Here is a 25,752-nt window from a genome sequence, read left to right on the forward strand (position 1 = left end):
CAGACACGTCGTCGAGTTCGGGGGAAGGTCCACGAGTAAGCCTCGCAGACCATAACCATCCCCATTTCACCGCGAGATCCCGCGGCTAGATCAAGAACCCATCCACACGTTCTTGCCTATAACCCTCCGGTCATCGAAAACCCATCACTTTGACGCCCTCACGGCCCTCTTGAGCCGTCGTGCTCCGGTAGGGGAGCGACCATGCCGGTTGCTCCCGGTTCGTGGGTGGGAGCGAGTCGCACCTGTTCGGTATGGACACCACACACAGCCCGACCGGCAACCCTTGGGGCTTGGAGCCGCTGCTCGACGTCGGCGAGCTCGCCGCGTACCTGGGCGTGCCCGTCTCCACGGTCTACGACTGGCGCACCCGGGGTCTCGGTCCGCGCGCGTATCGCTTCGGCAAGCATCTGAAGTTCGCAGTCTCGGACGTGCGGATCTGGGTCGAACAGCAGCGCGATGGCGAACGGTCCGCTTCTTCGGACGGGAGGTGACGCGATGAGTCGGCAGCGGCTGACGATCGGGACCTTCGGTGACATCGGGTTCCTCGCCGGTCCGAACGGCCGGACTATCGCGCGTGCCCGCTACCGCGACTGGGACGGCAAGAACCGTCTCGTGCAGGCGACGGGGGACACCCGGAAGCAAGCGGAGCGGGCGTTGAAGGCGAAGCTCGCCGAGCGGAGCTTGTTCCAGCCCGCCGCGTCGACGCTCACACCAGACAGTCCGTTCCCGGATCTGGTCACCTACTGGCTTGAAGACCTCGAACTGGAAGGCCGGCTTTCAAAGCGCACTTTTCAGCTGTATGAGCGGAACGTGCAGAAGCTCGTCCTGCCGGTGTTCGAGAGCCTCACCCTGCGTGAGATTGGCGTCGCGCGCTGTGATCACTTCCTCAAGCAGCTTGCGAAGCAGAGCTATAACCGGGCCAAGCAAGCTCGCGTCGTTCTCCGACTTGCACTCGGCCTCGCTGTCCGGCATGAGGTGCTGCCGCGGAACCCGATGGATCACGTTTCTCGATTGCATCGGCCGGCGTCCACTCCGAACGCGCTGACACCGGCGGAGGTGAACGCGATCCGCACGGCGATCGCGTACTGGGAGGCCGGACGCTCGATCTCCGGTCCCAAGCCCGACGGACAGCTCGGGGCGATCGTCGAGGTCATGCTCGGAACCTCCGCACGCATCGGCGAAGTCCTCGCCATCCGCCGCCGCGACATCGACGTCACCAGCCCAACCCCATCCATCCGGATCACCGGCACGATCGTCAGCCACCGCGGAGAGCCGACCACGCGGCAGGACCACCCGAAGACAGCGAAGTCGCGGAGGACCGTGGCGATCCCGTCGTTCACCGCAGAAGCTGTGAGGCGCCGGATGACACGGCTGGAAGACTCGTCGCTCGACGCCCTGCTGTTCTGCAGTCGCGAGGGAACTCCGCTGACCACGAACAACGTGCGCCGCCAGCTCCGGCACGTGATGGACCTCGCAGGAATCACCGGCGTTACCCCGCACATGTTCCGCCGCACCGTCGCGACCGCGATCAACGAGCAGGCCGGTGTGGAGCTCGCCGCAGAACTGCTCGGGCACACGGACCCGAAGATCACGATCCAGCACTACATCCGCCGCAGCGAGATGGTGAACCCGGTCACCGCCGAGATGCTTGAGCGGGCATTCGCGAAGGACCAGTGAAAGGCGACCGATCGATGGGATCGTCACAGGTGCCAGCAGCCTGTGACGATCCCCGTCAGCTGGCGGCGCGTTCTATGGGCGTGAGCTGGGCTTGGCTCGCTGTGTTTCAAAGACGGAGAGGTCGCCTTCCGCCAGCCCGCTCAGATCGACACCCTCCCTGATGAGCTCTTGTTCGACCCGATCGAAGATCTCGATCAGCAGCGGGTAGTGCTCGGCGGCGTAGTCGAGGAACGCCGGTATGTCCTTTTTCAAGAGCGGAGCCCACTGAGGCGGGCGAACCTCGGCGACCTCGGATGATCCATTGAGCGGTGATTCGGACATCTCATTCCTGCCTTCCTGGTGTTGATTTCTTGCGGCGTTGAGCGGGCCGTGCCCGCTACGGATCTTCGGTGTACTCGATAGGTGCGCTTCGCTCCCACCCAAGGAACTCGTCATCATTGACGGGTAACTGGGAGGGATCGGAGCGAAGGCTCGATCAGACCAGTAGGTCGAGGGTTCGACTCCCATCAGGTGCACCTGGGGTGCGCTATACGAAGCGCTGCGGCACATGCAGAAGGTCAAGGGTTCGAATCCCGTTAGGTCCACCTGGCGCGCGTTGTGCGAAACGGCCGGTGATCGTGACGTCGCGGGTTCGACTCGCGTTAGGTCTCCCGAAGTAGCCCTACACGAAATCTTCTTCCGCAGCGCCGCGCAGCCCTAGCTTGGCGATCTCCGGCCGAAGCTCGACGTAGATGTCCTCCGGCTTCGGCCCGATGAGCACATGGTTCATCAACGCGTTGTTCAGCTGCTTGCGATCTGCAGGCGCCGCTGCGAGATAGCGGTCGTAGGCGCCTTCGAGGAGATTGAGCGATTCCGCCACGGGCTTCATCTGGAACACGACGTCGTCGCTCAGGCGCTCCTTCTCGGCCTCGGTACGGGATAGCGACTCGGCCAACTTGCGCTGCTCTTTGACGAACAAGTCGCGAGGCAGGGCGTCGGAGTAGTAAGCCTCGAGGAGTTTCTCTTGGCGCAGCCGGATTTCTTGCGCCTGTGCGGCGAGGTCTGATCGCTTCTGCTCGGAGATGGATGCTTCCGCCGCGAGCCGATCCTGCCAATGCAGCTCGATCTCCTTGCGTCGGTGAGTGGAGATCTGGATCCGTTCGTAGGCGTCCTCGACGCGACGTTCCACGTCGCTGATACGTAGCGCGCTCTGTGTGCATCGCGGAGTGCCGTGCTGGCGGCCGGAGCAGACGAAGTAGTCCTAGACGCGCCCGCTCTTCGACCGAGCATTGTGGACCAGCAGACGGCGTTGACAGTTGAAGCAGCGGATCGTGCTCTTGAGGTAGTGCGTGTGGATGCGGCTGCGTTCACCTTGACGCCGAGAGGCGAGGAGACATTGGACGGTGGCCCAAGTCTTCGCCCGGACCAACGGCTCGTGGGTTCCGTCATGCTGCGCGCCGTTCAGCGTGACGATGCCCTTGTAATAGGGGTTCGTCAGCACACGATGGAGGCTCGAGACGGTCAGCGTGGCGGGGGAGCGGGAAGCAGTCGCCCGAGTCCGAAGGCCTCTGTCCCTGAGTGTTGTGGCGAGCTGGGCGACGCTCCATTCCCCAGCGGCATAGACGTCGAACGCCCAGGCGATGTGTGGCGCTCGTTCGTGGTCGAGTTGGATAGCTCGATACTCGCGTCCGTCCTCGGTCTGGCGACGGATGTTGAGGTAGCCGATCGGCGCCCGGCCCGGTGTCCCGCCTTGGATGGCTTTCTGCCGCATGCCCTTCATGACTTCTTGCGCGAGGTTGCGCGAGTAGAACTCCGCGATCGACGCCATGATCCCGTGCAGGAGGACGCCGTTCGGCGTGGTATCGATGCCCTCGGTGCTCGAGACGACGCGCGCGCCGGCGGCATGAACAGCCTGGGTGATCGCGACGTCGTCGGCTCGAGACCGAGCGAGGCGATCGAGTTTGTGGACGATGACGTAGTCGACGGGATGCTCCTGCAGATAGGTGAGCATCCGTTGGAGTTCTGGACGGTTCGTGCTTCGTCCCGATTGACCACGGTCGACGAACTCAGCGGAGATGAGAGCGCCCAGCCCGTGCGCTTGCCTTCTGTTCGCCTCCCGTTGGGCAGGGATGGAGAAGCCGTCTCGCTCGCCGCCCTTGTCTACTTGACGAGTAGTCGAGACACGGACGTACGAGACGGCCGATAGCGGCGAAAACGACACAGAGGCAGAGGAGCGGTGTGGAGATGTTTGAAACGGGTGATTCACTTCAGCAAGGATGGCGGCTACTATTTCCTATCACGCATCGGCCAAAGGCCGACCGAGGCAGGATGGACCCAACGTGTGGACTGAGGAGACGGCCCGGGACTTTCTCGACAGACGTTGGCACGGCTCCGCCGCGAGTTGCACCTGAAGACACTCACGGAGTCCCAGCAGCAGTGCGCAGCGGTGTCACCTGATCATGCAGCCGTCGCACGAGAGCTTCTGCCTCGCCATTCTCCGAAGACCCGTCAGTTGACGTCGCGCGCATCGCGTATCGCGCTGACGTAATCAATGCCCGTCGGGGTGAGTACATACGCGCGACGCATGATCACGTCCATCTCGGGAACGTGGTCCTGTCCATTGAGTTCGTCGCCCGACAGATCCGAGCCCTGATCCTCCTCGACGGGTTGAGGGATACGGAGCCCTACGTTTCCATCGCTGTTCGGATCCCACGCGAGGAAGTCCGCTTGGAGAAGTCGAGAAAGCAGCAGATCGAAGTCGCCGGGAAGATGAATTCGGAGTGCATTGGGGTTCGTTACAAAATGATCGATTACTCGACGTTCGATATCACCGTAGCGCCCGTTCATCTCGACCTGATTTGCCTTGATGATCCGCAGAGAGGTCGACGTGAGGATTCGAGCGCCCCCCGCTCCCTTGATTCCGTGGTGGTTCGCACATAGAACGATGAGGTTCTCGTACCTGTGTTCCTTCACTTTCGCCCACTCCTCAATGTGATCGATCTCGAGCGGGGCGGTTACGCCGCACGCTGGAATCGAGCACTTGTAGCCCGACTCGATAAAGAGCTGTCGCTGCAGAGGAAGAGGAATGGCAGGGCGAGCCTCGGTCATGTAAGTGACGATAGCCGAGCCGTGTCGGTTCTAGCGCGAGAGTGACGCTGGTCGACGGTCAGTGGTGCGCGTCAGCTGTCGCATCGATCCTCGAGCAGGCGCCGATCCCCCAACGGGCGCTGGCACGATCAGGGACGCTCACCGGGCATCTGGTGCCGTGTGCGTCTGCGTCCGATAGAGTCACCAACCGCGCAGCCCCGCTCCTGGAACCGGAGGCGTGCGTTCAGCCGCCGCTAGCGGCCGGCGGGTGACGCGGCCGCGCGCGCTTCTCCGGCGAAACTTGACACATGACTGACGCCGACGGCGCGCGCGAGCAGGCTGACCCCGACGAACACGTGGCGGGGCAAAGTCGGTATGCCGGCGGCGGGGCAGCACGCTCGGTCATCGGTGGGCACGAATTACCTCACCGACATGCTTCTCGCGGTTGGCCGCCCCGAGACCGATGAGCTACCCGTGGTCGGGCTGGTCCTTTCAGACAAATCTCACAGACCCCGTCGATGGCTTGCGAGTGGAGGCCGCGCCGGGTGAGTCGCGGGTTGTCGTTCATGTTGCATGTTTGTAGCGATTTGTGGGGACGGCCGAGCGCGATTTCCCGCTCGTAGAACCGCCGCGGGGCGGTTAGGTGCGGACCCAACTCGGCGCGGTTAGAGCATTGGTGTTGAGCCACGCCCGCTCGGACGAATCGTCGTACAGCACCACGCGCATCATCTCCTTCAGGAGCGTGACCGTACCCGCATCGGCCCCATACCCCGCAGCGTCTGAGAACCTGGTTCTGAGCTCGTCGGCTGTCAAGGTCGCGTCGTGCGCTCCGCGTCGCCAGTAAAGAATGAGGTCAGCGTTCTCATTGGAGCGCAAGCCATCGATGATCGCCTTCCACCACCACCGATCCGTGGCTCCGAGTGAGCAGCCGAAGATGATGAAGAGGTCAGTCTCGGGGAACAGTGCTTCATACTTCACCTTGTTCTGTGCCCAGTACGGCTTGGAGAGTGAGCGTGCGTCACCGTCCGCTTCATCGATGCCGAATAGCAGTGATCGCGGCGTGTACTGAACACCGTGAGGATGGACCACATTGGACATCAGATTGGCGACCATGTAAAACGATGCGCGCTCGCGCGCGTCCGAGTGCCCTCGCGGATTCGGATGGAAGTTGATATTCCGGTCTGACCATCGGTGCGGGTGCGGATCGAACTGCTCCTGGTCGAGGTAGACGAAGTCGTCCAGCAGCGTCGTGTAGTTGAAGTTGATGAACTGGAAATTGAAGATATCACCGATGTCCACCCGCTGGGTCAGCTTCATCTTGTGGTACTCATCGGCGTCTTCGATATCCCCCAAGAACTCCATGTAGGAGCTGATGGTCGACTCGCGCGCCACTGCGTTGTCACCCAGCCTGGAGAGGACATCCGGCGTGGCGACCTGGTCGAGGAAGCTCGCGAACTCCCGTTGGATCTTCCTCACGTCGGCTGAAATCTGCGCCGCCCCGACACCGCGGCCGCTCCGAAGTGTCTCGATGGCGTTCTCGACATCGCTCCAGTTCTCGGCGCCAGCGGCTTGAAGCGACTCCATCTGCTCCAGGATCAGACTGGTGGGCTCAAACTTGCGATATTTCAGGAAGTGATAGAACGACTCGTACCGCGTGTCTGTTGGAGCGCCAAGGCCAGAAAGCGCCTGGATATCAAACCCATTGCCGACCAACGCCATGACGTTGTACTGCGTTCTTGCCTCGGCGAAGCGACTCGTGAAGTCCTCGTAGCCCATCTGTCTTTCGGTTTCCTCGTCATGTTGGCGGGCGTGCTCGGAAGCAGCGCTCGACTGTGCGAATCAGACTCGCCCGAGCGCGGGGTGTGGCAAATCGGCGCCGTCCCTTGTCGGCCGCTAAGGTCAATTTAGTTGTCCGCGGACCCTTTTCGGGCGTCACGAGATAGTCGCTCCCGTGCAGGCTCACACAATTAGGGCACAGCCGGCTCATCGGCGGGTTGCTCGGCAATTCGACTGGTCATCTCCGAGACGACGGCGATTACGTCGGCGCGGAGCCGCGCGAACGATTCGAGCTTGCCTACGTCACCGTTGATGTCCAGCCGTTGGAGGAGCGCCGCTCGGCGAGAGTTGAAGGATTTCGCGATTGCTTTCCGGCGTCGCCCGGTGGACTCTGACGCGCTCATGTACGCCTCGTGGAGGCGTGCTTTGGCGTCCGCGGTCCTCTCGATCTCGCCGTGATTGGGGAGGTTCAGCGGCGCTTTGCCATTCCTCTTTCCGGCCACCTCCCGAATCTCCGACTCGCTAGTGAGTAGCCAGGCTTCGGTCATTTGGACAGGAACAACGCAAACTAGGTCCTTGGTCCAACCGCCGTCGGCTGCTCCGGACTGGATCTCCTGATACCGCGGTTCCGGATCGCGAGAGTCCGCGTCGCGGTGAACGAACACGAGGTCGACTTCAGGCTTGCTGGCAAGCAGGTTTCGAACCTTGCTCTCCACCGTCCCTGTTATTGGAATCGGTTCCCCTGACGCAGCTGAGGCACCAGCCTGAACCAGAAGGGAGCGCAGGACGTCGACCAACGGCGAGTCGGATGTCCCCTCGCAGAGGAGAACGAACTTTACTTCCACCTCACCCCTCCAACTCGTCCAGCGGAAGTTGGAGTGTCTGCCATACAGCCGATCGCCGAGGGTCATTGAGATAGCTCGAGACGCTGTAGGGCGTCGCGGTGGGCATGCCGGAACGGCCTCGCCACGTTCCAGACATGGCGAAGAATGAGACTCCGATTCCTTCTGTTCCGCTGACGTCGTACGAGACCGGCATCGCAAAGAGGAGGTCGCCTGCTTCTTGTGCTCTTACGAACTCGGGGGAATGGGTGTTCACGATCACCTGCCTTAGTGGATTCTCATCCCCGGGCGGCTCTTCAGGATCGACCGCTAGCCTCTTCAGGAGCTCTACCATCGCAGGGATCTTCGCCGGATGGATGCCGTTCTCGGGTTCCTCCATGCAGATCAATCCCCCAAATGCGGGATCAGCCTCGATGACAGCGAGAGCCAAGAAGCGCAAAGTTCCTTCCGATAGAGACCTCGCAGGCAGGAATGGCCCCGAAGCAAGGCGCGCCTCTAATACGAGGACATCACGTCTCGTGTCTTCAACGACACGGACTTCGCGCACATCGGCCAGCTCCGACACGTTTGCGGTGACGAAGGACTCGGCATCGGGGTCAGATTGCGACAGCTTCCAGAGCACCGATGCCATGTGTGCGCCATCCACGCCGACCGATGGAGAAGAGCCGTAGGCATCGTCGGGCGCGCGCATGGCCGACGGCTCGAGGGCGAGCTTCCGCCAACTCCGCATCTCCTGCTTGGCGGCAAGCATTGTTGGTTCGTCGGCACTAAAGATGCTGGAGATCGTCGACCGGCTTGCCCCGGCGACGGGCGCGCGGCGCGGTTTACCACGGCTGCCGCCATCCGCGTGCACCAAGAGTGTCGGGATCCCGTCCTGGCTTTCTGTGGAGATGAATGCCCCCGCGAAGCGGGTGTTAAACACGGCGCTCTGCCGAAAGTTCTTCGCGCTGTGTGGCCAGCGGAGGTGAGCATGCGCGTCGCCCTTCGAGATCGGGGCGAGTGTCTCGCGGACGAGCCCAAAGCCGCCCTGTCTCCCAGTTAGGCCGCGTTCGTTCGTCGTGTACTCCAACTCGATCGTGTATCGCAGGAACGAGCTCTTTGGTTCGGCGGACTGTCCGAACTCGTCTGTCACCGAAGGCCCGACGAGCATCTCGGCTTCGAGATACATCGACCGCACAGGCTCCCCGTCCCGGCCCAAGGAGAAGAGTGTCTTCGGATCGATGCCGCGCTCACCGGACGGACGCAAACGTTGCGCTGCGTCGAGGAAGGGGTGCTCCGCCAGCAGCGCGAGAAACTCAATCGCGTCGAAGAGATTGGACTTCCCGACAGCATTGGCGCCAGCAATGCAGGTGTATGGGCCAAACTCGACGGATATGTCGAGCAAGTTCTTGAAGCCTCGAACTACAAGTTTTGTGAGCATCGACAGTGGCTCCTCAGAAATCGTCTATGCGCCTGTCGCTACCTTATGGGTACAGTTGCACATCTGGCTGACACCACGACGTGGCGACCAGGACCTGCCTGAGCGAGACGCTACGCCCGCTCTGTCTCGGCTCCACGATTAGCCGTCGCCCCGCGGGCGCTGTGCGTGACCTGGGTCCAGCGGGGGCGCCGCACGAACGTCAGCGTGAGATACGGAAGGTGATCTCGTGGGACGACGGCGGTGAGGGCGCCGCCGCTGGGGAGCTTTGCGCCTATTGCGTACACGAGTGGGTCGGTGTCGATCTCCGAACCTGAGACGACAGCCCCGCGCGGAACTGGTTCATGAGGATGTAGTTCGTGTGCTGCACCAACAACGCGGCGACGGTTCTGTACTCGGTCTCCTAGCGATGCCAGGTCGTCTGTACAGCCTCCCACAGCGTCGGGTACCGCATCCGCTCGATGGACTCGACCAACCACGCCGGCCGCGGCCACGGCAGGACCTCGCCGATTGAACGGCGCGTGTCCGGGTCGAGGTCCGCGAGGTTCACCGGGTCCGACTTGTCGACCGGGTTCCGCCACAGCGTCGCCGACATACTGACGCTCATCGCATTGATGCCGCTACCGCTAGTGGACACACCGAAATTCACCAGCTCCACCGACGGCTGCGGGGCAAGCACGACAATCGGGATGGGCATGTCCTTCAACAGTTCCTCGCGTTCAAGGCGCGGGTTAAGCGCATCCTCAGGGAGAACTCCAGCGAACTGCATGAAGTCATCCTCGCTGAGTCCGAAGCAATCCGCCAGAGTGCAATCGCTGCAGTTCTCGAAGCTCACGAGCGTTCGCAGGCCGGTGGCGCTGCGGGCCTATTTGTCGTGGTCTGTGGCGAAGATGTCGTCGAGAACCTCTTGACCTTGATCTAGCGAATCGCGGATCACGAAGGAGAGCTGGTCGAGCGCTTCGAGCCAGTAGTAGATGTCTTGATCATCCGTGAATCTCCCGCATGATCGCATCAGGGATTCGGTCACGTCTTGTACGTCCCACATTGCCTGGAGGGCGGCTCTATCGAGGTCGTACGGTCGAGGTCCGAGGAGGGCGACACCTGGGTCGCCACTTCGCAGCGCGCTGATGTTGCCCAATCTGGTTGCGTGCACGTGACGGCTGGCGTAGCGGTATCGTGCCCTGTCGCTCGGCTGCTTCACCTCATTCTCGAGACGAGAAAATGGGATCCGACGCGGGTGCCGGGTCTGCGCACTTGTCCTGGTGAATCGCGGTAGCGCCCATCCGTTCTCGATCAGCATGGACTCACCGTGTGCCGCAATGACCGCATTGAAGCGACTCTCGAGCTCGCGCTCAACCGCAAGCCATTGGCTGCCCCTGCGCGCGGCCCCACTCGGTCTCAGATCGTCGACTGACTTCCACATGTCGACGATGTGGCTCTCAAGGTAGCGTTCAGACAACCTCGCCTCGAATCGGTGGAGGAACTTCGCGATCACGCGGACCTCGTGCAGCGTCCGCGCTAAAGCAAGCGCGCCCGACGGGTAGCCCATTGTCGTGAGCACAAAGACCTCCTCAACCAAAATCAGTGCTCGAGCGTGAAGCTGCGCGAGGGCCTGGACCTTCGGCGCAGTTCGATGGCTTTGTGGCATCCACTTCGACAGCGCGAGGTCGTTCATCTTGCCGGCCAACTGGATATAGCCAGCGAGCAGGTATCGAGTCGTCGCGAAAGCCTCGCCGATCACCTCCCCGAACGGCGCGAGACCTCTGGCGCGAGCGACACCAAGCCCCAAGGCGTCGTTGACGAGGTCCCCCGGAGGTGGCGGTCCCAGAAGTACTCCGCATCACTCACCAAGAACGCGCTGTGGAGGCGCTTTGGCGATGGGTTCGATCGAGCTCCTCGAATGCGACGCGACAGGCGTCTCAGAATCACGTCCTCGTGTTCCGTATCGACCACGGGATCGGGTGCCGCTGCGTCTTCACCGTTCTTCATAACCACACATTAGGTCCGCAATCGTGCGGAAACCGGTGGCTGAGCGTGCGTGGAATCGCGTCGTGAGTCCTGGGCTGTCATTGCGCGGACAGGACGAGTCGTGCGTGGCGTCTAGCGCGCGTATACACCGCCCGATGCTTTGCGCTATAGCGGCTCCCTATGCGCACGACCACCGACGCTTCGTCGGGTTGAGGCTTCCACATGCGCTGAGTCGTCCTTCAACCTCCTGAACCCGAACGACACCACGCAACTGGACATCGTGGGTGCTGGCCACCGATCAGCGATCCGCCACTCCACCCGGAGCCCGCTCGAGCCCGTCAGTTGTTCTTGGCGCGAGCCCGAGGCCCGACTCATCAAGAACCCACCGAAATCACCCGCCACAACCCGCCACCAACCGGCTACACTCGAACCAAGCGAACCGCCCGGTTCCCTGTAAACACAAGGGAATCCGCGAGTTCTCGAGACGATCGGCGGAGACCGGAAATCGACCGGATCCTCCAAGGGGTCGCAGGTTCAAATCCTGTCAGCCCGACTGAAGAGAAAATACCTGATCAAAAGGTTTTTCAAGAGGTCGTGTGATCGGCGTTCGCGAACCACATGGCACCCGCATGCCGAAGGTCGTGACGGCGCAACCCTGGCAACCTCAGCGATGCAACCAGCGCGTCCCAACCGGTTGCGTCACGCAATGCTGCGGTCGTGATGACACCTCCGCGCGGCCCGCGCAACGGCGGCAGGCTACGCGACCGTCGCGTTGTGAGCCTGCGCAGCACGGGCTCGAGCGGTTCGATGATGGGTACGTGGCGCGCGCGACGACCCTTCGGAGGCTTGATGCTCAGGCCGCCGGCGCCGGGGGAGCGCTGCCGTTCGATCGTGGCGACTTTGCTCGAGATCAGACAGGGTGACCCGACGGCGCCCCGCCGCATCGCTCCGATAAGAATGAGTGCCCGGGGGCCACAGCCCAGCCCTCGATGGGTGCTGCCCGCGTCGCTGGCCGTCTCGTAAGCTCTATGGTGGCAAGGCGCGCACATCTGGTTGGCGCAGCGATGGAGGGAGAGCGATGTCCCGTCGTTCCACGGTCCGCGAGGTCGCAGACCATGCCCATGTGTCGGTCGGCACGATCTCCAATTACCTCAACGATCGCAAGCCGATCGCCGAGCCCACGCGTGCGCGCATCGAGGCGGCGATCGCCGAGCTGAACTTCGTGCCCAACACCGCCGTCCGCGTCATGCGCGGCGCACGCAGCCGGGTCATCGCGCTGCTCGTGCCCGACAGCGGCAACCCCTACTTCGCCGAGATGCTCCGGGGCATCGAGGACGTGGCGGTCAGGCACGGTCATGTCGTCGTGACATGCAATACGGATGGCGATCCGGACCGCGAGGAGCACTATGCCCAGGCGTTGGCAGAGCTTCGTGTGCGCGCGACCATCGTCGTTCCCTCGGCGACGAGTGAAGCGCAGCTCGCCTTCCTCCAGGACTGGGGCTCGAAGATCGTCGGACTCGGGCTCGGCGATGCCGCGACCGGGCACTCCGCGGTCGTCGTCGATGATCATGAGGGCGGACGCCTTGCGATGAGCCATCTGCTCGACCGGGGTCACCGTGACATTGCGTACTTCGGCGGGCCGGCCGCGGATCCGCAGATCGAGGGGCGCCTTGCCGGATGCCTTGATGCGATGTCGAGCTTCGGTCTCGACCTCGGCGGACTACGGCGTTTCGACGCCGCGAGCAACCTGCCGGCGGACCGCTCTGCGGCGGCGCGCACGATCCTCGGTGCGCACTCGCGTCCGACGGCGGTCGTGTGTGCGAATGACGTGCTGGCGCTCGCTTTGCAGTTCGAGGCGCTGCGCGCCGGGCTAAGGGTGCCGGCGGACGTCGCGATGGTCGGCTACGACGACATCGAAGGTGCGTCGACGGCGCCGGTGCAGCTCACCACCGTCCGTCAGCCCGGCTACGAGCTCGGCATGCGGGCTGCGGAACTGGCGATGGAGCCCGTCAACTCCGTGGAGATCGTGCGGTATACGCCAGAGCTCGTGGTCCGGGAATCCGCTTAGGGCTTGACATCTCCCGACGCTTCCGTGATCATTCGAAGAGGTGAACAGGTTCACTAGTGAATTGGTTCACCGCAGATTCGATCAAAGGAGATGGCTTGGCTGAGCGTCCGAAGGTGTTCGCGTATTACTTCCCGAACTGGCACACCGATGCACGCAACGGGGACTGGTTCGGACCGTCGTGGGACGAGTGGGCGCTCGTCCGCGCAGCGGCGCCGCGATTCGATGGGCACCGCCAGCCACGGGTGCCGGCAGACGGGTACGTCGACGAGGCGGACCCTGAGATTGCGGCACAGCAGATCTCGCTCGCTCGCGAGCACGGCATCGACGGATTCTTCGTCGACTTCTACTGGTATGACGACGGACCGTATCTCTCTGGGGCGCTCGACCGAGGACTGCTCCGGGCCGAAAACCGCTCTGACGGATTGATCGCGCTCATGTGGGCGAATCACGATCTCGTCGACATCTTTCCGCTCACGGCCATGGGAGCAGACCGCCCGCGCACCCTTCGAGAGGGTGCGATCGCGCGCGAGACGTTCGAGAAGATGGCGCGCCACGTGGTCGAGCACTACTTCTCCCAGCCGAACTACTACCGCGTGGAGAACAGGCCGTGGTTCTCCGTCTACGAGATCGGAAACCTGATCCGCGGTCTCGGCGGTCTGGACGCGACGCGCGATGCGCTCCGTTGGTTCGACGAACTCGCGCGCGCTGCCGGCCACGACGGCGTCCATTTCGATGCCGTGGTGTGGGGGGTCGCGCTTCTGCCGAACGAAGTGGCGGTCGATGACGCCGCGAGCATCGTGCCCGCACTCGGGTTCCGCTCCGCGACGTCCTACGTGTGGGTGCACCATGCCGATATCGGAGGCGCCGACTTCCCTCGGGCGGACATCGCCGCGCTGCGCGACTCGGCATTCGCCGACTACGAGGACTACGCCCGCGAGCTGAGCGTCCCCTTCCATCCGAATGCCACGGTCGGCTGGGACTCGTCGCCGCGGATCGCGCCCGAGATCCTCTTCGAGCGCGGGGACTATCCGGCGTATCCGGTGTGGGATCCGTCGCCGGCCGAGTTCGGTGAGGGACTTCGTCGTGCACTGCGATTCGTCCGTGAGCACGAGGTGAGGCATCCGATCGTCACGATCAACGCCTGGAACGAGTGGTCGGAAGGGTCGGCACTTCTCCCTGACACGGTGAACGGCCCGGGGTTCCTGGAGCAGGTGCTCGAGGTCTTCGGACCCGTCGAGGATGCTGTCGCTGTCGGTGGCGCGCCGGTAATGGAGGAGTCGCAGTGAGCGAAAGCTTGACCGTCGAGACATGGCGGACCATCGAGATCGAGCTGGCGGCGGACGCGGATCATCCGCATCCTCTCGCCATGGACGTCGACGCGATCTTCACGTCGAGCCTGGGCGACGTCGTCCGCAGACCGGTGTTCTGGGACGGCGGCCGGACGTGGCGGGTGAGGTTCGCCGCACCCGTCGCCGCGGAGTGGGAGATGGTGATCCGATCGAGCGTCGCCGATGGCGGGCTGACCGGGGCGACCGCACGCATCCTGAGTGTTCCTTACGCGGGTGATCACGCGATCTACCGGGGCGGATTCCTTCGCGTGGCGCCGATGGGACGCCATCTCGAGCATGCCGATGGCACGCCCTTCCTCTACCTCGGCGACACGCACTGGGTTCTTCCCCATGAGCGCTGGGACTCCTCCAATGCACCGGGGGTCGCGTCGCAGTTCCGTCATCTCGTCGACCTGCGGGTTCACCAGGGCTTCACGGTCTATCAGTCAGAGCCGATCTGGCGGCCGCACGTCGCGGGGGTCTGGCCGCATGAGGGCGCGGACGAGGAGGCGGTGGCCGACCTGTCGACAGGCTTCGAGGCGGACGACCTCGCCGGGTTCGCCAACCTCGACCGAAAGTTCGCCTACATCGCGGAGCGGGGTCTGGTCCACGCGAACGCGCAGGTGACGTGGGTGCTCGATCCGGCCGATCACCCCGATGTGTTCACCGAGGAGTTCATGTACCGCATGGGCCGCTACTGGGTCGCGCGGTACGGGAGCTACCCGGTGATCTGGACCATCGGCCAGGAGATCGACCCGACGATGTACGGCAAGTACAGCGAGGAGAAGGGAAACCTGGGCGTGTGGTTCGCCGTCGCTCGGGCGATCGAGGATCACGACGCCTACGGCCACGTCATCATGCCCCACATGGAGAACACGGGTTCGGCGACGGCCTCGGCATCCATGTGGAAGGATCACTCGTTCCATCATGCGTTCGGCACGCAGGTCGAGACCTGGAACACGCACGCGGCTCGCGACTTCTGGGATCAGACCCCGCCCAAGCCGACCGTCATGTACGAGACCCGGTACGACGGGTTCTGGATCGACGACGAAGGGGCGCTGGCCGCCGCGTACAAATCGTTCCAGGTCGGGTTCTTCGGCTACGGCTACGGCGCATCGGGCATCTGGAACGACGTCTACTCTCGACCGGGCGAACCCCTCGATGCGGGCACGGACTACGAGCTTCCGGAGCGCTACACCTGGTGGTTCGACGGGGCGGAGAAGCCGGCCGCCCAGATGCTCGCCCATTTCCGAGCGTTCTACGAGTCGGTCGAATGGTGGCGCCTCGAACCGAGGTTCGACGATCCGCGGTGGAGCGTGCTCGCCGACGGCACCTACCTCGCGACCATCGAACGCGCGACATGGATCGTCGCGCTGGACCACCCGAGTGCGCAGTCTTCGAACGGGATGCTGCGGGGCATGGATGCTGTCGCGCACACGGCATCCTGGTTCGATCCGCGCACGGGCGACGAGGTGCCGCTCGGCGATCCGTTCACGCCTGAACACGGCGAATGGCGCCTGCCACCAGCGCCGTCCGACCTCTTCTGGATGCTGCGGGTCACGCGCTCATCTTGATCATTGCATCGAGGCAATAACTCCGTCTAGAATCGAAGTGAACCGATTCACCAGATGTCCATCACGAAGAAGTGGAAGGAAATCACATGAAGACAGCAGTCCATCGCAGCACTGGCCCGGGTCGCCGTTCCGGGCGCGGGCTCCTCGCCGCAGCCGCCCTTGCGGTATCGACGGCGCTCGTGCTCAGCGCGTGCTCGCCATCGACCGAGCCGACCGACGACACCTCCAGCGTCCGGATCGGGATCGAGGGAGCCGGGTTCTCGTTCGCGCCGACGTCGCAGGATCGCCTTGCGACATCGATGGTGTACGACTTCCTGGTCACGCAGGACGAGAGCGGATATCACCCGCGCGCGGCGACACTCACCTACAACGAGGGCAACACGGTCCTCACGATCGAGCTGAACGAGGGCCTGACGTTCGCGGATGACACCCCGATCGACGCCGAGGTGGTGAGGGCCAACATCCTGTGGGCCAAAGACAACGGCGCCTTCTTCGGGGCCATCGAGTCCGTCGAGGTCACCGGCGACCTGACGCTCGAGGTCACGCAGTCGGCCGCCGACAAGAACGTCATGCTGTCGATGTGGGCCATGCCGATCGTCTCGGTCGACACGCTGGAGAATCCCGAGACGTATGCCGAGAACCCGAATGAGTCCGGCCCGTACCTCTACGACGAGGAAGCCTCCACGTCGGGCGCGACGCACGTCTTCACGCGCAATCCGGACTACCCCGACGCGGAGATGTTCCCCTACGACGATGTGACGATCAGCATCCTCGAAGACGTCACCTCGCGAGTCAACGCGCTCAAGAGCGGGCAGATCGACGTCGCTCCGATCGGCTCGGCGACGGCCGCGGACGCGGAGGCGGCCGGGTACACGCTGAACCAGCTGTACTCGAGCGCGGCAGGCATGATCCTCGGCGATCGCCGAGGCGACATCCTGCCGCCGCTGGGCGACGTCCGGGTGCGGCAGGCGATGAACATGGCCTTCGATCGGCAGGCGATGGTGGACGCGATCTTCGCGGGCTACGCGAAGCCGAGCAGCCAGGCCTTCGCGGAAGGCACCCCCGGGTATCAGGAGGATGATGCCGACGCATACGCCTACGACCCTGAAGGAGCGATGGAACTGCTCGCCGATGCGGGTTACCCCGACGGATTCGACCTGACGCTTCCCACCTACGAGCCCATCACGGGCGACGCGGAGGCCTACATCAAGCAGGCCCTCGCCGACATCGGCATCCGGGTCACGTTCGAGGCCTTCAACGACGACACGTGGGTGCCGGCGTTCTCGGGCGGAGAGTTCCCGATCGCGACCCTCGGTCTGCCGTTCGCCCAGGCTGTGGACGTCGCTTCGCCGGACTTCTTCTGGAACCCGTGGCACAACGACGATCCCGAGGCCGTCGCCCTGCTCGAGACGATCAACACCGGCACTCCGGAGGAGATCGTCTCCGCGACCGACGCCCTCGGCAAGCTCCAGTTCGACGATGCGTGGTGGGTCATCTGGGCGCACCCCGCGACGATCTGGGCATCCGTCGAGGAGGTTCAGGTGACCACACCCCAGTACTCGGACTGGGTGACCATGGACGTGATCACCCCGGCGAACTGATCGAATGGGTCCTGCGGGCGCTCGCGCCCGCAGGACCCGCGGGTTCACGGGTTCGAAGAGGAGCGGAGAGAGACTGTGCAGAGCGTGGGCAAGGAAGAACACCCGATGAGGTCGGACAGGTGACGGTATACATCCTCCGGCGAGTGGGAGCGGGAGTCGCGGTCTTCCTCGCTGTCACCGCGCTCACGTTCTGGCTCTTCTTCGCCCGCGGCGGCGAGGCGATCGCGCGCAACTTCCTTCCGCAGAACGCCTCCCGAGAGCAGGTCCTCCAGGTCGCGGAGAACCTCGGCCTGCTCCGCCCGCTCCCCGAACAGTACGTCGACTGGCTGCTCAACGTGTTCCGAGGAGACCTCGGCTCGTCCTACGGCTCCAGCATCGCCGTGGTCGACACCCTCGCGAGCAGGGTGCCCGTCACACTCAGCCTCGTCGTGATGAGCCTTCTCATCACGGTGCTCATCGGGCTTCCGCTCGGCGTGCTCGCCGCCACCCGAGGCGGAGCGCTGGACCGCGCGCTGCAGGTGCTCACCGTCGTCGTCCAGGCGATCCCGGGTTACTGGCTCGCCCTCATCCTGGCCATCGTGTTCGGCCTCACCCTGCGGCTCGTACCCGCGACCGGGTACATACCGATCAACGAGTCGTTCGGCGGATGGTTCTCGACGATCATCATGCCCTCGTTCGCCATCGCTCTCGGCGCGGTCGCCTTCGTCGCGGCGCAGATGCGCGGCGCGATGCTCGAGGTGCTCGACAAGGACTTCGTCCGCACGCTGCGTTCACGTGGCATCCCACGCAGATCCATCGTGCTCAAGCACGCGCTGCGCAACGCCGCTCCGCCGATGCTCACGGTGCTCTCGCTGCAGGTGATCGCCGTGCTCGGCGGCGCGGTCATCGTGGAGCGCATCTTCGCTCTGCCGGGTCTCGGCTCGATCTCCGTGACCGCGGGACGAGAGGGCAACGCACCGATCGTGCTGGGAACGGTGATGTACATGGTGATCGTCGTCGTGGTGGTCAACCTGATCGTCGACATCGTCAACGGGATGCTGAACCCGAAGGCGAGGATCCGATGACCATCGATGCATCCGTCAACGTCTCGTCCGGGTGGATGGTCCGTCCGGGCGTATTCCGGCAGCTGCTGAAGAACCCGCTGACGATCGCGTCGATGGCGGTCCTCGCCATCATGGTCGTCGTCGCCATCCTCCAGCCTGTGATCATGCCCTTCCCGCCGGACCGGGTGGCGCTCGCGCTCACGAATGCGCAGCCGTTCACGAGCGAGTACCTGCTGGGCGGTGACAAGTACGGACGCGACATCCTCTCGCAGCTCATCGCAGGCACGCGCAATGCGGTGCTGGCGGCGCTCATCCTGACGTCGATCGCCATCGCCCTGGGCACCGCCTTCGGTCTGATCGCCGGCTACTTCGGAGGAATCGTCGACACCGTGTCGACCTGGATCTTCGGCGTGCTGATCGCCGTGCCGGGCATCATCCTTCTCATCGCGCTCTACACGCTCATCGATGTCTCGATGCCGGTCGCGATGGCGACTCTCGGTGTGCTGTCGTCGACCGGAATCTTCTATCTCGTCCGCAGCCTGACGAGGAACGTGCGCAGCGAGCCGTATGTCGACGCCGCGCGCGTCTCCGGACTGTCGAACCTCCGGATCGTGGGGCGGCACGTGCTGATCGCGATCCGCGGGCCGATCATCATCATCGCGGCGTTCCTCGCCGGCGGTGCGCTCGCCGTCTCGGCGGGGCTGGACTTCCTCGGACTCGGAGACGGCAGCGAGGCCAGTTGGGGCAGCATCCTCAACGACGCGTTCACCAACTACTACATCGCGCCCTGGCAGCTCATCTGGCCGGGTCTCGCCCTCGGCCTGGCGATGGCGGCGTTCGTGCTGGTCGGAAACGGGCTTCGCGACGCGCTGGACGGCACCTATATCAAGCCGAGCGCGAGCGCGCGCCGAGCGGCAGTCGCTCGGCTGCTCGATGCGGCAGACGTCCGACCGAGCGCACCCGAGGACGTCGCCGCGGAGGTCGACCCCGAGACGACCGATCACGCGGAACCGCTGTTGCGCGTTCGCGATCTCCGAGTCGGCTACGGCCACGGCGGTCAGCTGACGACCGTCATCCGCGGAGTCTCCTTCGACGTGAATCACGGCGAGGTGCTCGGCCTCGTCGGCGAATCCGGATCGGGCAAGACTCAGACCGTCTTCGCGGCACTCGGACTGTTGCCGGAGCAGGCCATCGTGATCGGTGGGAGCATCCGACTCCAGGGTGAGGAGTTGCTCGGGATGCCGGAAAGGGAGCTCGCGCGACAGCGAGGTTCAGAGATGGCCTACGTTCCGCAAGAGCCGATGGCGAATCTCGATCCTTCATTCCGCGTGGGCCTGCAGATCGTGGAGGGCATCCGCGCTCAGACCGGCATGGGCCACCGAGAGGCGCGTGCCCTCGCCTTGGAGATGCTCGACAGGGTGGGCATCCGAGAGCCTGAGCGCACCTACCGCGCCTATCCGCACGAGATCTCGGGAGGTATGGCGCAGCGCGTGCTCATCGCAGGGGCGATCGCGTGCAAGCCGAAGCTGCTCATCGCCGACGAGCCGACCACGGCCCTCGACGTCACCATCCAGGCAGAGGTCCTCGATCTGCTCCGGGATCTGCAGCAGGAGTTCCGGATGGGTGTTCTCATCGTCACGCACAATCTCGGTGTCGTCGCCGACATCTGCGATCGCGTGATCGTGATGAGGCAGGGGGAGATCGTCGAGTCGGGGGGCGTGGACGACGTGCTGCTGAGGCCTACGCACGAGTACACGCGGATGCTGGTCGGTTCGCTTCTCGACGAGGCGGAACCTCGAGCTGACATCGAGAACGCGGAGGTGGAAGACCATGGTTGATCGTGTGCTGGACGTGGCAGGACTCGAGGTCGTGTACGGTCGCCGCCGCTCGGCGAAGAAGGTGCTGCACGATGTGGACCTCCACATCGCGGCGGGGGAGACTCTCGGGCTCGTCGGCGAGTCGGGGTCCGGCAAGACGACTCTCGGCCGGGCGGTGCTCGGCCTCGCGCCTGTGGCCGGGGGGAACGTCACCTTCCTGGGTGAGGACATCACGCACGCGAACGCGCGTGCGCGGCGAAGGATCGCCCGGGATCTGCAGGTGGTCTTCCAAGACCCCTACACCTCGCTCAATCCGGCGATGACGATCCGCAACATCCTGACCGAGCCGCTCATCGCGCAGGGCGTCAGGGCGAAGGAGGCACGATCGCGTGTGCGAGAGCTGCTCGATCGAGTCGCGATGCCCGCCAACGCGCTCGACCGCTATTCGCGTGACTTCTCCGGTGGTCAGCGTCAGCGCGTGGCGATCGCGCGCGCTCTCGCTCTGAACCCAAAGCTCGTGGTGTGCGACGAACCCGTGTCTGCGTTGGATCTGTCGACGCAGCTGAAGGTGCTCGACCTTCTGTTCGAGATCCAGGAGCGCACCGGCGTGGCGTATCTGTTCATCTCCCACGATCTCGCCGTCGTGCGTCACATCTCGCACCGCGTGGCCGTCATGAGCGAGGGGCGGATCGTCGAGACCGGACGCGCGACCCAGGTCACGGAGCATCCGGAGCACCCGTACACCCGGCGTCTCTGGGCAGCGAATCTCGTCGCCGATCCGCACGCGCAGGCCGAGCGGCGGGCACTGCGACGGAGCCTCGCGCAATCTGCGCCGTGGGGCTGAAATCCTCAGTCCGAGCCGCTGCTCTCGCGGATGACGAGCTCGTGCGGCGCGGTGATCAGTGCGGCGGCGGGCGCTGTACCACCGAGCCTCGCCTCGATCCGGTCGAGCGCCGTTCGCGCGATGAAGCTCCGATCCGGCCTGATCGTGGTGAGAGACGGGGTCGCGTAGGCGCCGTCCTCGATATCGTCGAAACCGACGACGGCGATATCGGTCGGGATGCGCAGACCGTGCAGGTGTAATGCGCGGTGCGCGCCGAGCGCGAGAAGATCCGAGAAGCAGAAGACCGCGTCCGGGCGCTCGCTTCGTGCGAGCAGCCGCTCCATCGCGTCGGCACCGTCCGCCCGACGGAACTGGAGGACCTCCTCGACGAGACCTGCGTGGCCAAGCCCCGCAGCCATGAGAGCCTCTCGATAGCCGCGGAGACGGAGCTCGCTGGACGCATACGGGGATGCCTGCGCTCCGATGGCCGCGATGCGTCGACGCCCCGCTGTCGCGAGATGCGTCACCGCGTCTCGCGCCGCGGCGACGTTGTCGATGGCGATCCGGTCGAACCGCGGCAAGGAATTCTCGCCGAGGAAGATGATCGGGCGTGCGGGGTCGACGGCGGCGAGGTCGTCGGGGGCGAGTGCGAGAGGGCTGATGACGAGAGCGTCGAAGAGCGAGCCGGCCACCGTGCGATCGATCAGATACCGCTCGCGTTCGATGTCTCCGTCTGTCTGATCGATGACCACCGTCATCCCTCGTCGTGCTCCTTCCTCGACGAAGGCGCGGGTGAGTTCGGCGAAGTAGGGCGTATCCAGCTCGGGCAGCACCAGTCCGACGAGTCCGGATCTGCCTCGCTTGAGGCTGCGCGCGATCTCGCTCGGGCGATAGTCGAGGTCCGCGATCGCCTGCAGCACGCGCGCACGCGTCGGCTCGGCGACGTGCGCGAACCCGTTGACGACGTTGCTGACCGTGCGAAGCGACACCTGAGCGGCTTCCGCCACCTCTCTGCGTGTGCCCATGCGAGTCCTCCTCACGCCACGTTACCAGTTGCATCGAGGCAAGATCTGCATTACCGTGATGTCGTTTGCATCGAAGCAAATCTTGCCGACGACCACTTCACGCACATCCAGAGATGACGCAATGTCGATCACCATGCCCCGTCCGGAGCACCCGCGACCGCAGTTCTTTCGACCCGACTGGTTGAACCTCAACGGCGAATGGGGCTTCGAGATCGATCGAGGGGATTCCGGGATCGACCGTGACCTGCGCACCAGCGAACTCGCTGGCAGCATTCTCGTGCCCTTCGCGCCTGAGTCGACGGCGTCACGCGTCGGCGACGTCGACTTCCTGCACGCCGTCTGGTATCGCCGCGAGGTCGACATCCCCGCATCGTGGGAAGGCCGTGAGATTCTCCTCCACTTCGGCGCCGTCGATCACGACGCGACGGTATGGGTCGACGACGTGGAGGTCGCTCGTCACCGAGGCGGATTCTCGTCGTTCACCGCGTCGCTCGCGGGCGTGGCCTCACCGGGCGAGACCGTCACGATCGTCGTTCGTGCTCGCGACACCCCCACCGCGCCGCAGGCGCGCGGAAAGCAGTCGACATGGTTCCGCAACACCGCCGCCAATTACACCCGTACGACCGGTATCTGGCAGACGGTCTGGATGGAAGCTGTCGACCCGGGGCACGTGAGGAGGATCTTGGTGACGCCTCAACTCGCCGATTCGAGCTTTCTCATCACAGCCGAACTGACCCCGGCCGCGGCAGGCACGGTGCTCGAGGCGACGCTGCATGACGAGCACGGCACGGTCGTCACTCAGTCGGTCGTGGGAGACGAGTTGGCTCCCCGCATGACGTTGCACATCCCCGACGACCGCGTGCGTCTGTGGGGACCCGAGGATCCGCACCTGTACAGCCTGACGCTGCGGCTGACTCGCGACGGCCGGATGCTGGACGAGGTCGAGTCCTATGCCGGGCTGCGCTCGATCGCGATCGACGGCAATCGCATCCTGATCAACGGCGAGCCCGTCTTCCAACGACTCGTGCTCGACCAGGGGTACTGGCCCGAGACCCTGATGACGGCACCCGACGATGCGGCGCTGCAACGCGACATCGAGTTGTCGATGGCCGCGGGCTTCAACGGCGCACGACTGCACCAGAAGGTGTTCGAGGAGCGCTTCTACTACCATGCCGACCGTCTCGGCTATCTCGTCTGGGGCGAGTTCGGCGACTGGGGCGTCTCAGGCCTCGGCCCTCGCGGTGACAACCAGCAACCCACGGCATCCTTCATCACCCAGTGGCTCGAGGTGCTCCTACGAGACCGCAACCACCCGTCGATCATCGGCTGGTGCCCGCTCAACGAAACGCACCAGAGGCTGGACGATCGCATCACCCAGCTCGACGACGTCACCCATGGCATGTATCTCGCCACGAAGGCGGCCGACCCCACTCGCCCTGTGATCGACGCGTCCGGGTACTCCCACAGAGTGCGCGGCGTCGATGTCTACGACTCTCACTCGTACGAGCAGGACCCCGATGCCTTCCGTCGGGAACAGGCCGGCCTCGCCACCGGTGAGCCGCACGTCAACCTCGAGTACGACGACACGATCTCACTGCCCTATGCGGGACAGCCGTACTTCGTGTCCGAGTACGGAGGCATCTGGTGGAATCCGGACCGTATCGCCGAAGCCCAGATGTCGGCGGACGACCCGAATCGCGATACGTCGTGGGGATACGGAGAGCGTGTGAGGAGTCTGGATGACTGGCACGCTCGGTACGAGGGTCTCACTCGTGTTCTGCTGGAGAACCCCGACATGTTCGGATACTGCTACACGCAGCTCACCGACACGTTCCAGGAGGAGAACGGCATCTACGACTTCGAGCGCAACCCGAAGTTCGATATCGAGCGCATCAGGGCCGTGCAGACCGCGTCCGCGGCGTACGAGAGTCGCGGTGGATCAGAAGGGCCGCGCGCGTGATCGACGCCAGCGACCTTATCGTCGATCGGCGCATCGCCCGGGTGTACCGCGACGTCATCGTGCCCGCGCTCACGGCGGTGCACGAGAGCCTCGCGGTGGCCGCATGGGAGGCGCCGGGCGAGCCCGTGCCCTTCGCAGACGCGGCGGCCCAGACCTACGCTCCGCTGGAACTCGGACAGCATTGGGGACTGCCGTGGAGTACCACCTGACTGCGCCTGAGCGGAGAGATCTCCGCCCACTGGCCGGCCGGCGCCGACCTCGACGTGCAGGTGGATCTCGGGTTCCCCGCCGGTCAGCCGGAATTTCAGGCGGAGGGACTGTTCTGGCGTGCGGAGGGCATGCCTCTGGCGGGTCTCGAACCCCGGAACGCGACACTGCGGCTGGATCGCGGCCTTTGTGGACATCGATCGCCGCGCAATCGTCGACGCAGCACGTCGCCGAGGCAAATGTGAGCACCCAATGGGCCGTACTCGACCTGCGGTCTAGACGGGTGACCACGACGTTGCCCGATGGCTTGCGCACAAGCACACGATCGGTTACAAACGTGGAGGAACGTGTTCAGGCAGGCGAACATACGATGTGACGTTGCGATCTCACCCGTACCTTCTGCGGCATACGTTCGCCGTGCTCACTCTCGAGCAACTGCAACGCGGCCATATCGAGGCCCTGTCCGCTTTGGTCGGGACACCAGCGCACCCAGCACATGCAAGTTCTCGGAGAGCCGTTGGACTGGGTGCGCCGCGCTCTCGGCCACAAGAGCGTGACCACCACCGAGCTGTATCTTCACGCTCTCGAAGCGCTGCAATCGGAGACTCGCCTGGCGCTGATTCCCCGCGAATGTTGCCGGTACGGATCGCCTCTCCGGGGCGGCCGAAGCCCGACGTTCGTCTTGGCGCCGCGCTGCGGCTTGATCCAGTCCGCCACTGCTTGTGCGGGGTCATCGGCACCGCACTCGACGTTTACATCTGCTGTCGGAGACGAGGACTCAACCTTCGATGCGCATCTCTACCCACAAGGCGGTGGCCTGGTTGGCGTCCTTGAAGTGCGCGATCATGAGGGCATTGGCTCTCACCGGATCATGGTCCGCGAGAGCTCGAGCTATCTCGGCATGCTCTTCGAGGTTCCGGCGCAGGAGATGGCTCTTGCCTTCGTAGGCGCCGAAAGAGAGATTCCGCGGCATTCGGTGATGAAGGTCATTGAGGGTGAGCGAGAGCTGATGGTTGTCGGCAGCGCTGACGATCACCGCGTGGAAGGTCTCGTTCGCGTCTGCCCAGAGGGCGCCCAACTGGTCGCGCCGATCGGGATCTTCGAGGGCATCCCGAAAATCGTCCCAGGTGTGACTGATGACATCCAGCTGCTCATCTGTCACGCGCTGAGCGGCAAGGCCTGCAGCAAGGCCCTGCAGTTGAGCTCTCACCTCTCCCAGTTCTCGAATGTCACGCCCTGACAGGCCGTTTACGCGAGCACCACGGTTGGGGACTATGGTCACGACTCCCTGTGCAGCCAGCACCCGCAAGGCCTCCCGGACAGGGGTCCGACTTACGGAGAACCTCTCCGCAAGTGCGCCATGTCGCAGCCACGTGCCGATCGGGATCGCCCCAGTGATGATGTCGCTCTGAAGTCCAGTGATGATGCGATCGATCGTCGAGGGAGTCTCGGAGCCGCGCGAGTGCTCGATCTGGTCGCCTCTCCCCGTCGGCATATTCGCTGCCTCAGCCAATGCGCTGGAACTGTTCATCTGCTCGTCCTGTCGTTCGAACTTGGGTG

22 protein-coding genes are annotated in these 25,752 nt (G+C 64.2%); 11 read left to right on the top strand and 11 right to left on the bottom strand.

The window, feature by feature from the left end:
• Positions 1-251: 251 nt before the first annotated feature.
• On the top strand, positions 252-491 hold the full coding sequence (locus ACYVGQ_RS07255; protein WP_460783936.1) for a helix-turn-helix domain-containing protein: 240 nt from the start codon (positions 252-254) through the stop codon (positions 489-491).
• A gap of 4 nt (positions 492-495) precedes the next feature.
• Positions 496-1,677 (top strand): tyrosine-type recombinase/integrase, encoded by a 1,182-nt coding sequence (locus tag ACYVGQ_RS07260; protein WP_460783937.1) that lies wholly within the window; start codon positions 496-498, stop codon positions 1,675-1,677.
• Between the two features lie 72 nt (positions 1,678-1,749).
• Here the strand turns inward: ACYVGQ_RS07260 and ACYVGQ_RS07265 are convergent, their stop codons facing one another.
• From ACYVGQ_RS07265 to ACYVGQ_RS07305, 9 genes are all read right to left on the bottom strand, one after another.
• Positions 1,750-1,998 carry a hypothetical protein gene (locus ACYVGQ_RS07265; RefSeq protein ID WP_460783939.1) on the bottom strand — a complete coding sequence of 83 codons (249 nt, stop codon included), beginning with the start codon at positions 1,996-1,998 and terminating at the stop codon, positions 1,750-1,752.
• A gap of 340 nt (positions 1,999-2,338) precedes the next feature.
• The gene (locus ACYVGQ_RS07270) at positions 2,339-2,845 is read right to left on the bottom strand and encodes a hypothetical protein (protein ID WP_460783940.1); all 507 of its coding nucleotides are present in this window, start codon (positions 2,843-2,845) and stop codon (positions 2,339-2,341) included.
• Positions 2,846-2,917: 72 nt separating this feature from the next.
• Positions 2,918-3,922 carry a recombinase family protein gene (locus ACYVGQ_RS07275; protein ID WP_460783941.1) on the bottom strand — a complete coding sequence of 335 codons (1,005 nt, stop codon included), beginning with the start codon at positions 3,920-3,922 and terminating at the stop codon, positions 2,918-2,920.
• Between the two features lie 242 nt (positions 3,923-4,164).
• Positions 4,165-4,764 carry an HNH endonuclease gene (locus ACYVGQ_RS07280; protein ID WP_460783942.1) on the bottom strand — a complete coding sequence of 200 codons (600 nt, stop codon included), beginning with the start codon at positions 4,762-4,764 and terminating at the stop codon, positions 4,165-4,167.
• A 618-nt stretch (positions 4,765-5,382) separates the two neighbouring features.
• The gene (locus ACYVGQ_RS07285; protein WP_460783943.1) at positions 5,383-6,519 is read right to left on the bottom strand and encodes an AbiH family protein; all 1,137 of its coding nucleotides are present in this window, start codon (positions 6,517-6,519) and stop codon (positions 5,383-5,385) included.
• A gap of 191 nt (positions 6,520-6,710) precedes the next feature.
• Positions 6,711-7,430, bottom strand: a complete 720-nt coding sequence (locus tag ACYVGQ_RS07290; RefSeq protein ID WP_460784855.1) for a hypothetical protein — start codon at positions 7,428-7,430, stop codon at positions 6,711-6,713.
• Positions 7,366-8,781 (bottom strand): AAA family ATPase, encoded by a 1,416-nt coding sequence (locus ACYVGQ_RS07295; RefSeq protein WP_460783944.1) that lies wholly within the window; start codon positions 8,779-8,781, stop codon positions 7,366-7,368. The genes ACYVGQ_RS07290 and ACYVGQ_RS07295 overlap by 65 nt, the downstream gene beginning before the upstream one ends.
• 400 nt (positions 8,782-9,181) lie before the next feature.
• A complete protein-coding gene (locus tag ACYVGQ_RS07300; protein ID WP_460783945.1) occupies positions 9,182-9,613 on the bottom strand; it encodes a hypothetical protein in 432 nt (143 codons plus the stop codon).
• 30 nt (positions 9,614-9,643) lie between these two features.
• Positions 9,644-10,519 carry a DUF5677 domain-containing protein gene (locus ACYVGQ_RS07305; protein WP_460783946.1) on the bottom strand — a complete coding sequence of 292 codons (876 nt, stop codon included), beginning with the start codon at positions 10,517-10,519 and terminating at the stop codon, positions 9,644-9,646.
• Positions 10,520-11,824: 1,305 nt separating this feature from the next.
• Between ACYVGQ_RS07305 and ACYVGQ_RS07310 the strand changes: the two genes are divergently transcribed.
• From ACYVGQ_RS07310 to ACYVGQ_RS07340, 7 genes are all read left to right on the top strand, one after another.
• Entirely contained in the window at positions 11,825-12,814 is a 990-nt protein-coding gene (locus ACYVGQ_RS07310) for a LacI family DNA-binding transcriptional regulator (protein WP_460783947.1), read from the top strand.
• Between the two features lie 95 nt (positions 12,815-12,909).
• A complete protein-coding gene (locus ACYVGQ_RS07315; protein ID WP_460783948.1) occupies positions 12,910-14,100 on the top strand; it encodes a glycoside hydrolase family 99-like domain-containing protein in 1,191 nt (396 codons plus the stop codon).
• Positions 14,097-15,716: an apiosidase-like domain-containing protein gene (locus ACYVGQ_RS07320; RefSeq protein WP_460783949.1), complete on the top strand. Its 1,620-nt coding sequence runs from the start codon at positions 14,097-14,099 to the stop codon at positions 15,714-15,716. Before ACYVGQ_RS07315 ends, ACYVGQ_RS07320 begins: the two co-directional genes overlap by 4 nt.
• An 86-nt stretch (positions 15,717-15,802) precedes the next feature.
• Positions 15,803-17,317 carry an ABC transporter substrate-binding protein gene (locus ACYVGQ_RS07325; RefSeq protein WP_460783950.1) on the top strand — a complete coding sequence of 505 codons (1,515 nt, stop codon included), beginning with the start codon at positions 15,803-15,805 and terminating at the stop codon, positions 17,315-17,317.
• A 119-nt stretch (positions 17,318-17,436) separates the two neighbouring features.
• Positions 17,437-18,381 carry an ABC transporter permease gene (locus tag ACYVGQ_RS07330; RefSeq protein ID WP_460783951.1) on the top strand — a complete coding sequence of 315 codons (945 nt, stop codon included), beginning with the start codon at positions 17,437-17,439 and terminating at the stop codon, positions 18,379-18,381.
• Entirely contained in the window at positions 18,378-20,198 is a 1,821-nt protein-coding gene (locus ACYVGQ_RS07335) for an ATP-binding cassette domain-containing protein (protein ID WP_460783952.1), read from the top strand. Before ACYVGQ_RS07330 ends, ACYVGQ_RS07335 begins: the two co-directional genes overlap by 4 nt.
• On the top strand, positions 20,191-21,021 hold the full coding sequence (locus ACYVGQ_RS07340; protein WP_460783953.1) for an ATP-binding cassette domain-containing protein: 831 nt from the start codon (positions 20,191-20,193) through the stop codon (positions 21,019-21,021). The genes ACYVGQ_RS07335 and ACYVGQ_RS07340 overlap by 8 nt, the downstream gene beginning before the upstream one ends.
• A 5-nt stretch (positions 21,022-21,026) precedes the next feature.
• Here the strand turns inward: ACYVGQ_RS07340 and ACYVGQ_RS07345 are convergent, their stop codons facing one another.
• Positions 21,027-22,025 carry a LacI family DNA-binding transcriptional regulator gene (locus tag ACYVGQ_RS07345; protein WP_460783954.1) on the bottom strand — a complete coding sequence of 333 codons (999 nt, stop codon included), beginning with the start codon at positions 22,023-22,025 and terminating at the stop codon, positions 21,027-21,029.
• 121 nt (positions 22,026-22,146) lie between these two features.
• Between ACYVGQ_RS07345 and ACYVGQ_RS07350 the strand changes: the two genes are divergently transcribed.
• The gene (locus ACYVGQ_RS07350; protein ID WP_460784824.1) at positions 22,147-23,985 is read left to right on the top strand and encodes a glycoside hydrolase family 2 protein; all 1,839 of its coding nucleotides are present in this window, start codon (positions 22,147-22,149) and stop codon (positions 23,983-23,985) included.
• Positions 23,982-24,194 carry a hypothetical protein gene (locus ACYVGQ_RS07355; RefSeq protein ID WP_460783955.1) on the top strand — a complete coding sequence of 71 codons (213 nt, stop codon included), beginning with the start codon at positions 23,982-23,984 and terminating at the stop codon, positions 24,192-24,194. Before ACYVGQ_RS07350 ends, ACYVGQ_RS07355 begins: the two co-directional genes overlap by 4 nt.
• Positions 24,195-24,970: 776 nt before the next feature.
• On the opposite strand, the gene ACYVGQ_RS07360 is transcribed toward ACYVGQ_RS07355, so the two are convergent.
• On the bottom strand, positions 24,971-25,723 hold the full coding sequence (locus tag ACYVGQ_RS07360) for a GntR family transcriptional regulator (protein ID WP_460783956.1): 753 nt from the start codon (positions 25,721-25,723) through the stop codon (positions 24,971-24,973).
• Positions 25,724-25,752: the final 29 nt, after the last annotated feature.

The organism is Microbacterium tumbae, from assembly GCF_054780175.1.

What these genes read in the sequence shown, in the direction of transcription:
- ACYVGQ_RS07290 (WP_460784855.1), bottom strand. Translation starts at nt 7,430, where the DNA reads ATGACCCTCGGCGATCGGCTGTATGGCAGACACTCCAACTTCCGCTGG.
- ACYVGQ_RS07310 (WP_460783947.1), top strand. Translation starts at nt 11,825, where the DNA reads ATGTCCCGTCGTTCCACGGTCCGCGAGGTCGCAGACCATGCCCATGTG.
- ACYVGQ_RS07265 (WP_460783939.1), bottom strand. Translation starts at nt 1,998, where the DNA reads ATGTCCGAATCACCGCTCAATGGATCATCCGAGGTCGCCGAGGTTCGC.
- ACYVGQ_RS07335 (WP_460783952.1), top strand. Translation starts at nt 18,378, where the DNA reads ATGACCATCGATGCATCCGTCAACGTCTCGTCCGGGTGGATGGTCCGT.
- ACYVGQ_RS07295 (WP_460783944.1), bottom strand. Translation starts at nt 8,781, where the DNA reads ATGCTCACAAAACTTGTAGTTCGAGGCTTCAAGAACTTGCTCGACATA.
- ACYVGQ_RS07350 (WP_460784824.1), top strand. Translation starts at nt 22,147, where the DNA reads ATGTCGATCACCATGCCCCGTCCGGAGCACCCGCGACCGCAGTTCTTT.
- ACYVGQ_RS07285 (WP_460783943.1), bottom strand. Translation starts at nt 6,519, where the DNA reads ATGGGCTACGAGGACTTCACGAGTCGCTTCGCCGAGGCAAGAACGCAG.
- ACYVGQ_RS07360 (WP_460783956.1), bottom strand. Translation starts at nt 25,723, where the DNA reads ATGAACAGTTCCAGCGCATTGGCTGAGGCAGCGAATATGCCGACGGGG.
- ACYVGQ_RS07325 (WP_460783950.1), top strand. Translation starts at nt 15,803, where the DNA reads ATGAAGACAGCAGTCCATCGCAGCACTGGCCCGGGTCGCCGTTCCGGG.
- ACYVGQ_RS07255 (WP_460783936.1), top strand. Translation starts at nt 252, where the DNA reads ATGGACACCACACACAGCCCGACCGGCAACCCTTGGGGCTTGGAGCCG.
- ACYVGQ_RS07260 (WP_460783937.1), top strand. Translation starts at nt 496, where the DNA reads ATGAGTCGGCAGCGGCTGACGATCGGGACCTTCGGTGACATCGGGTTC.
- ACYVGQ_RS07340 (WP_460783953.1), top strand. Translation starts at nt 20,191, where the DNA reads ATGGTTGATCGTGTGCTGGACGTGGCAGGACTCGAGGTCGTGTACGGT.
- ACYVGQ_RS07280 (WP_460783942.1), bottom strand. Translation starts at nt 4,764, where the DNA reads ATGACCGAGGCTCGCCCTGCCATTCCTCTTCCTCTGCAGCGACAGCTC.
- ACYVGQ_RS07345 (WP_460783954.1), bottom strand. Translation starts at nt 22,025, where the DNA reads ATGGGCACACGCAGAGAGGTGGCGGAAGCCGCTCAGGTGTCGCTTCGC.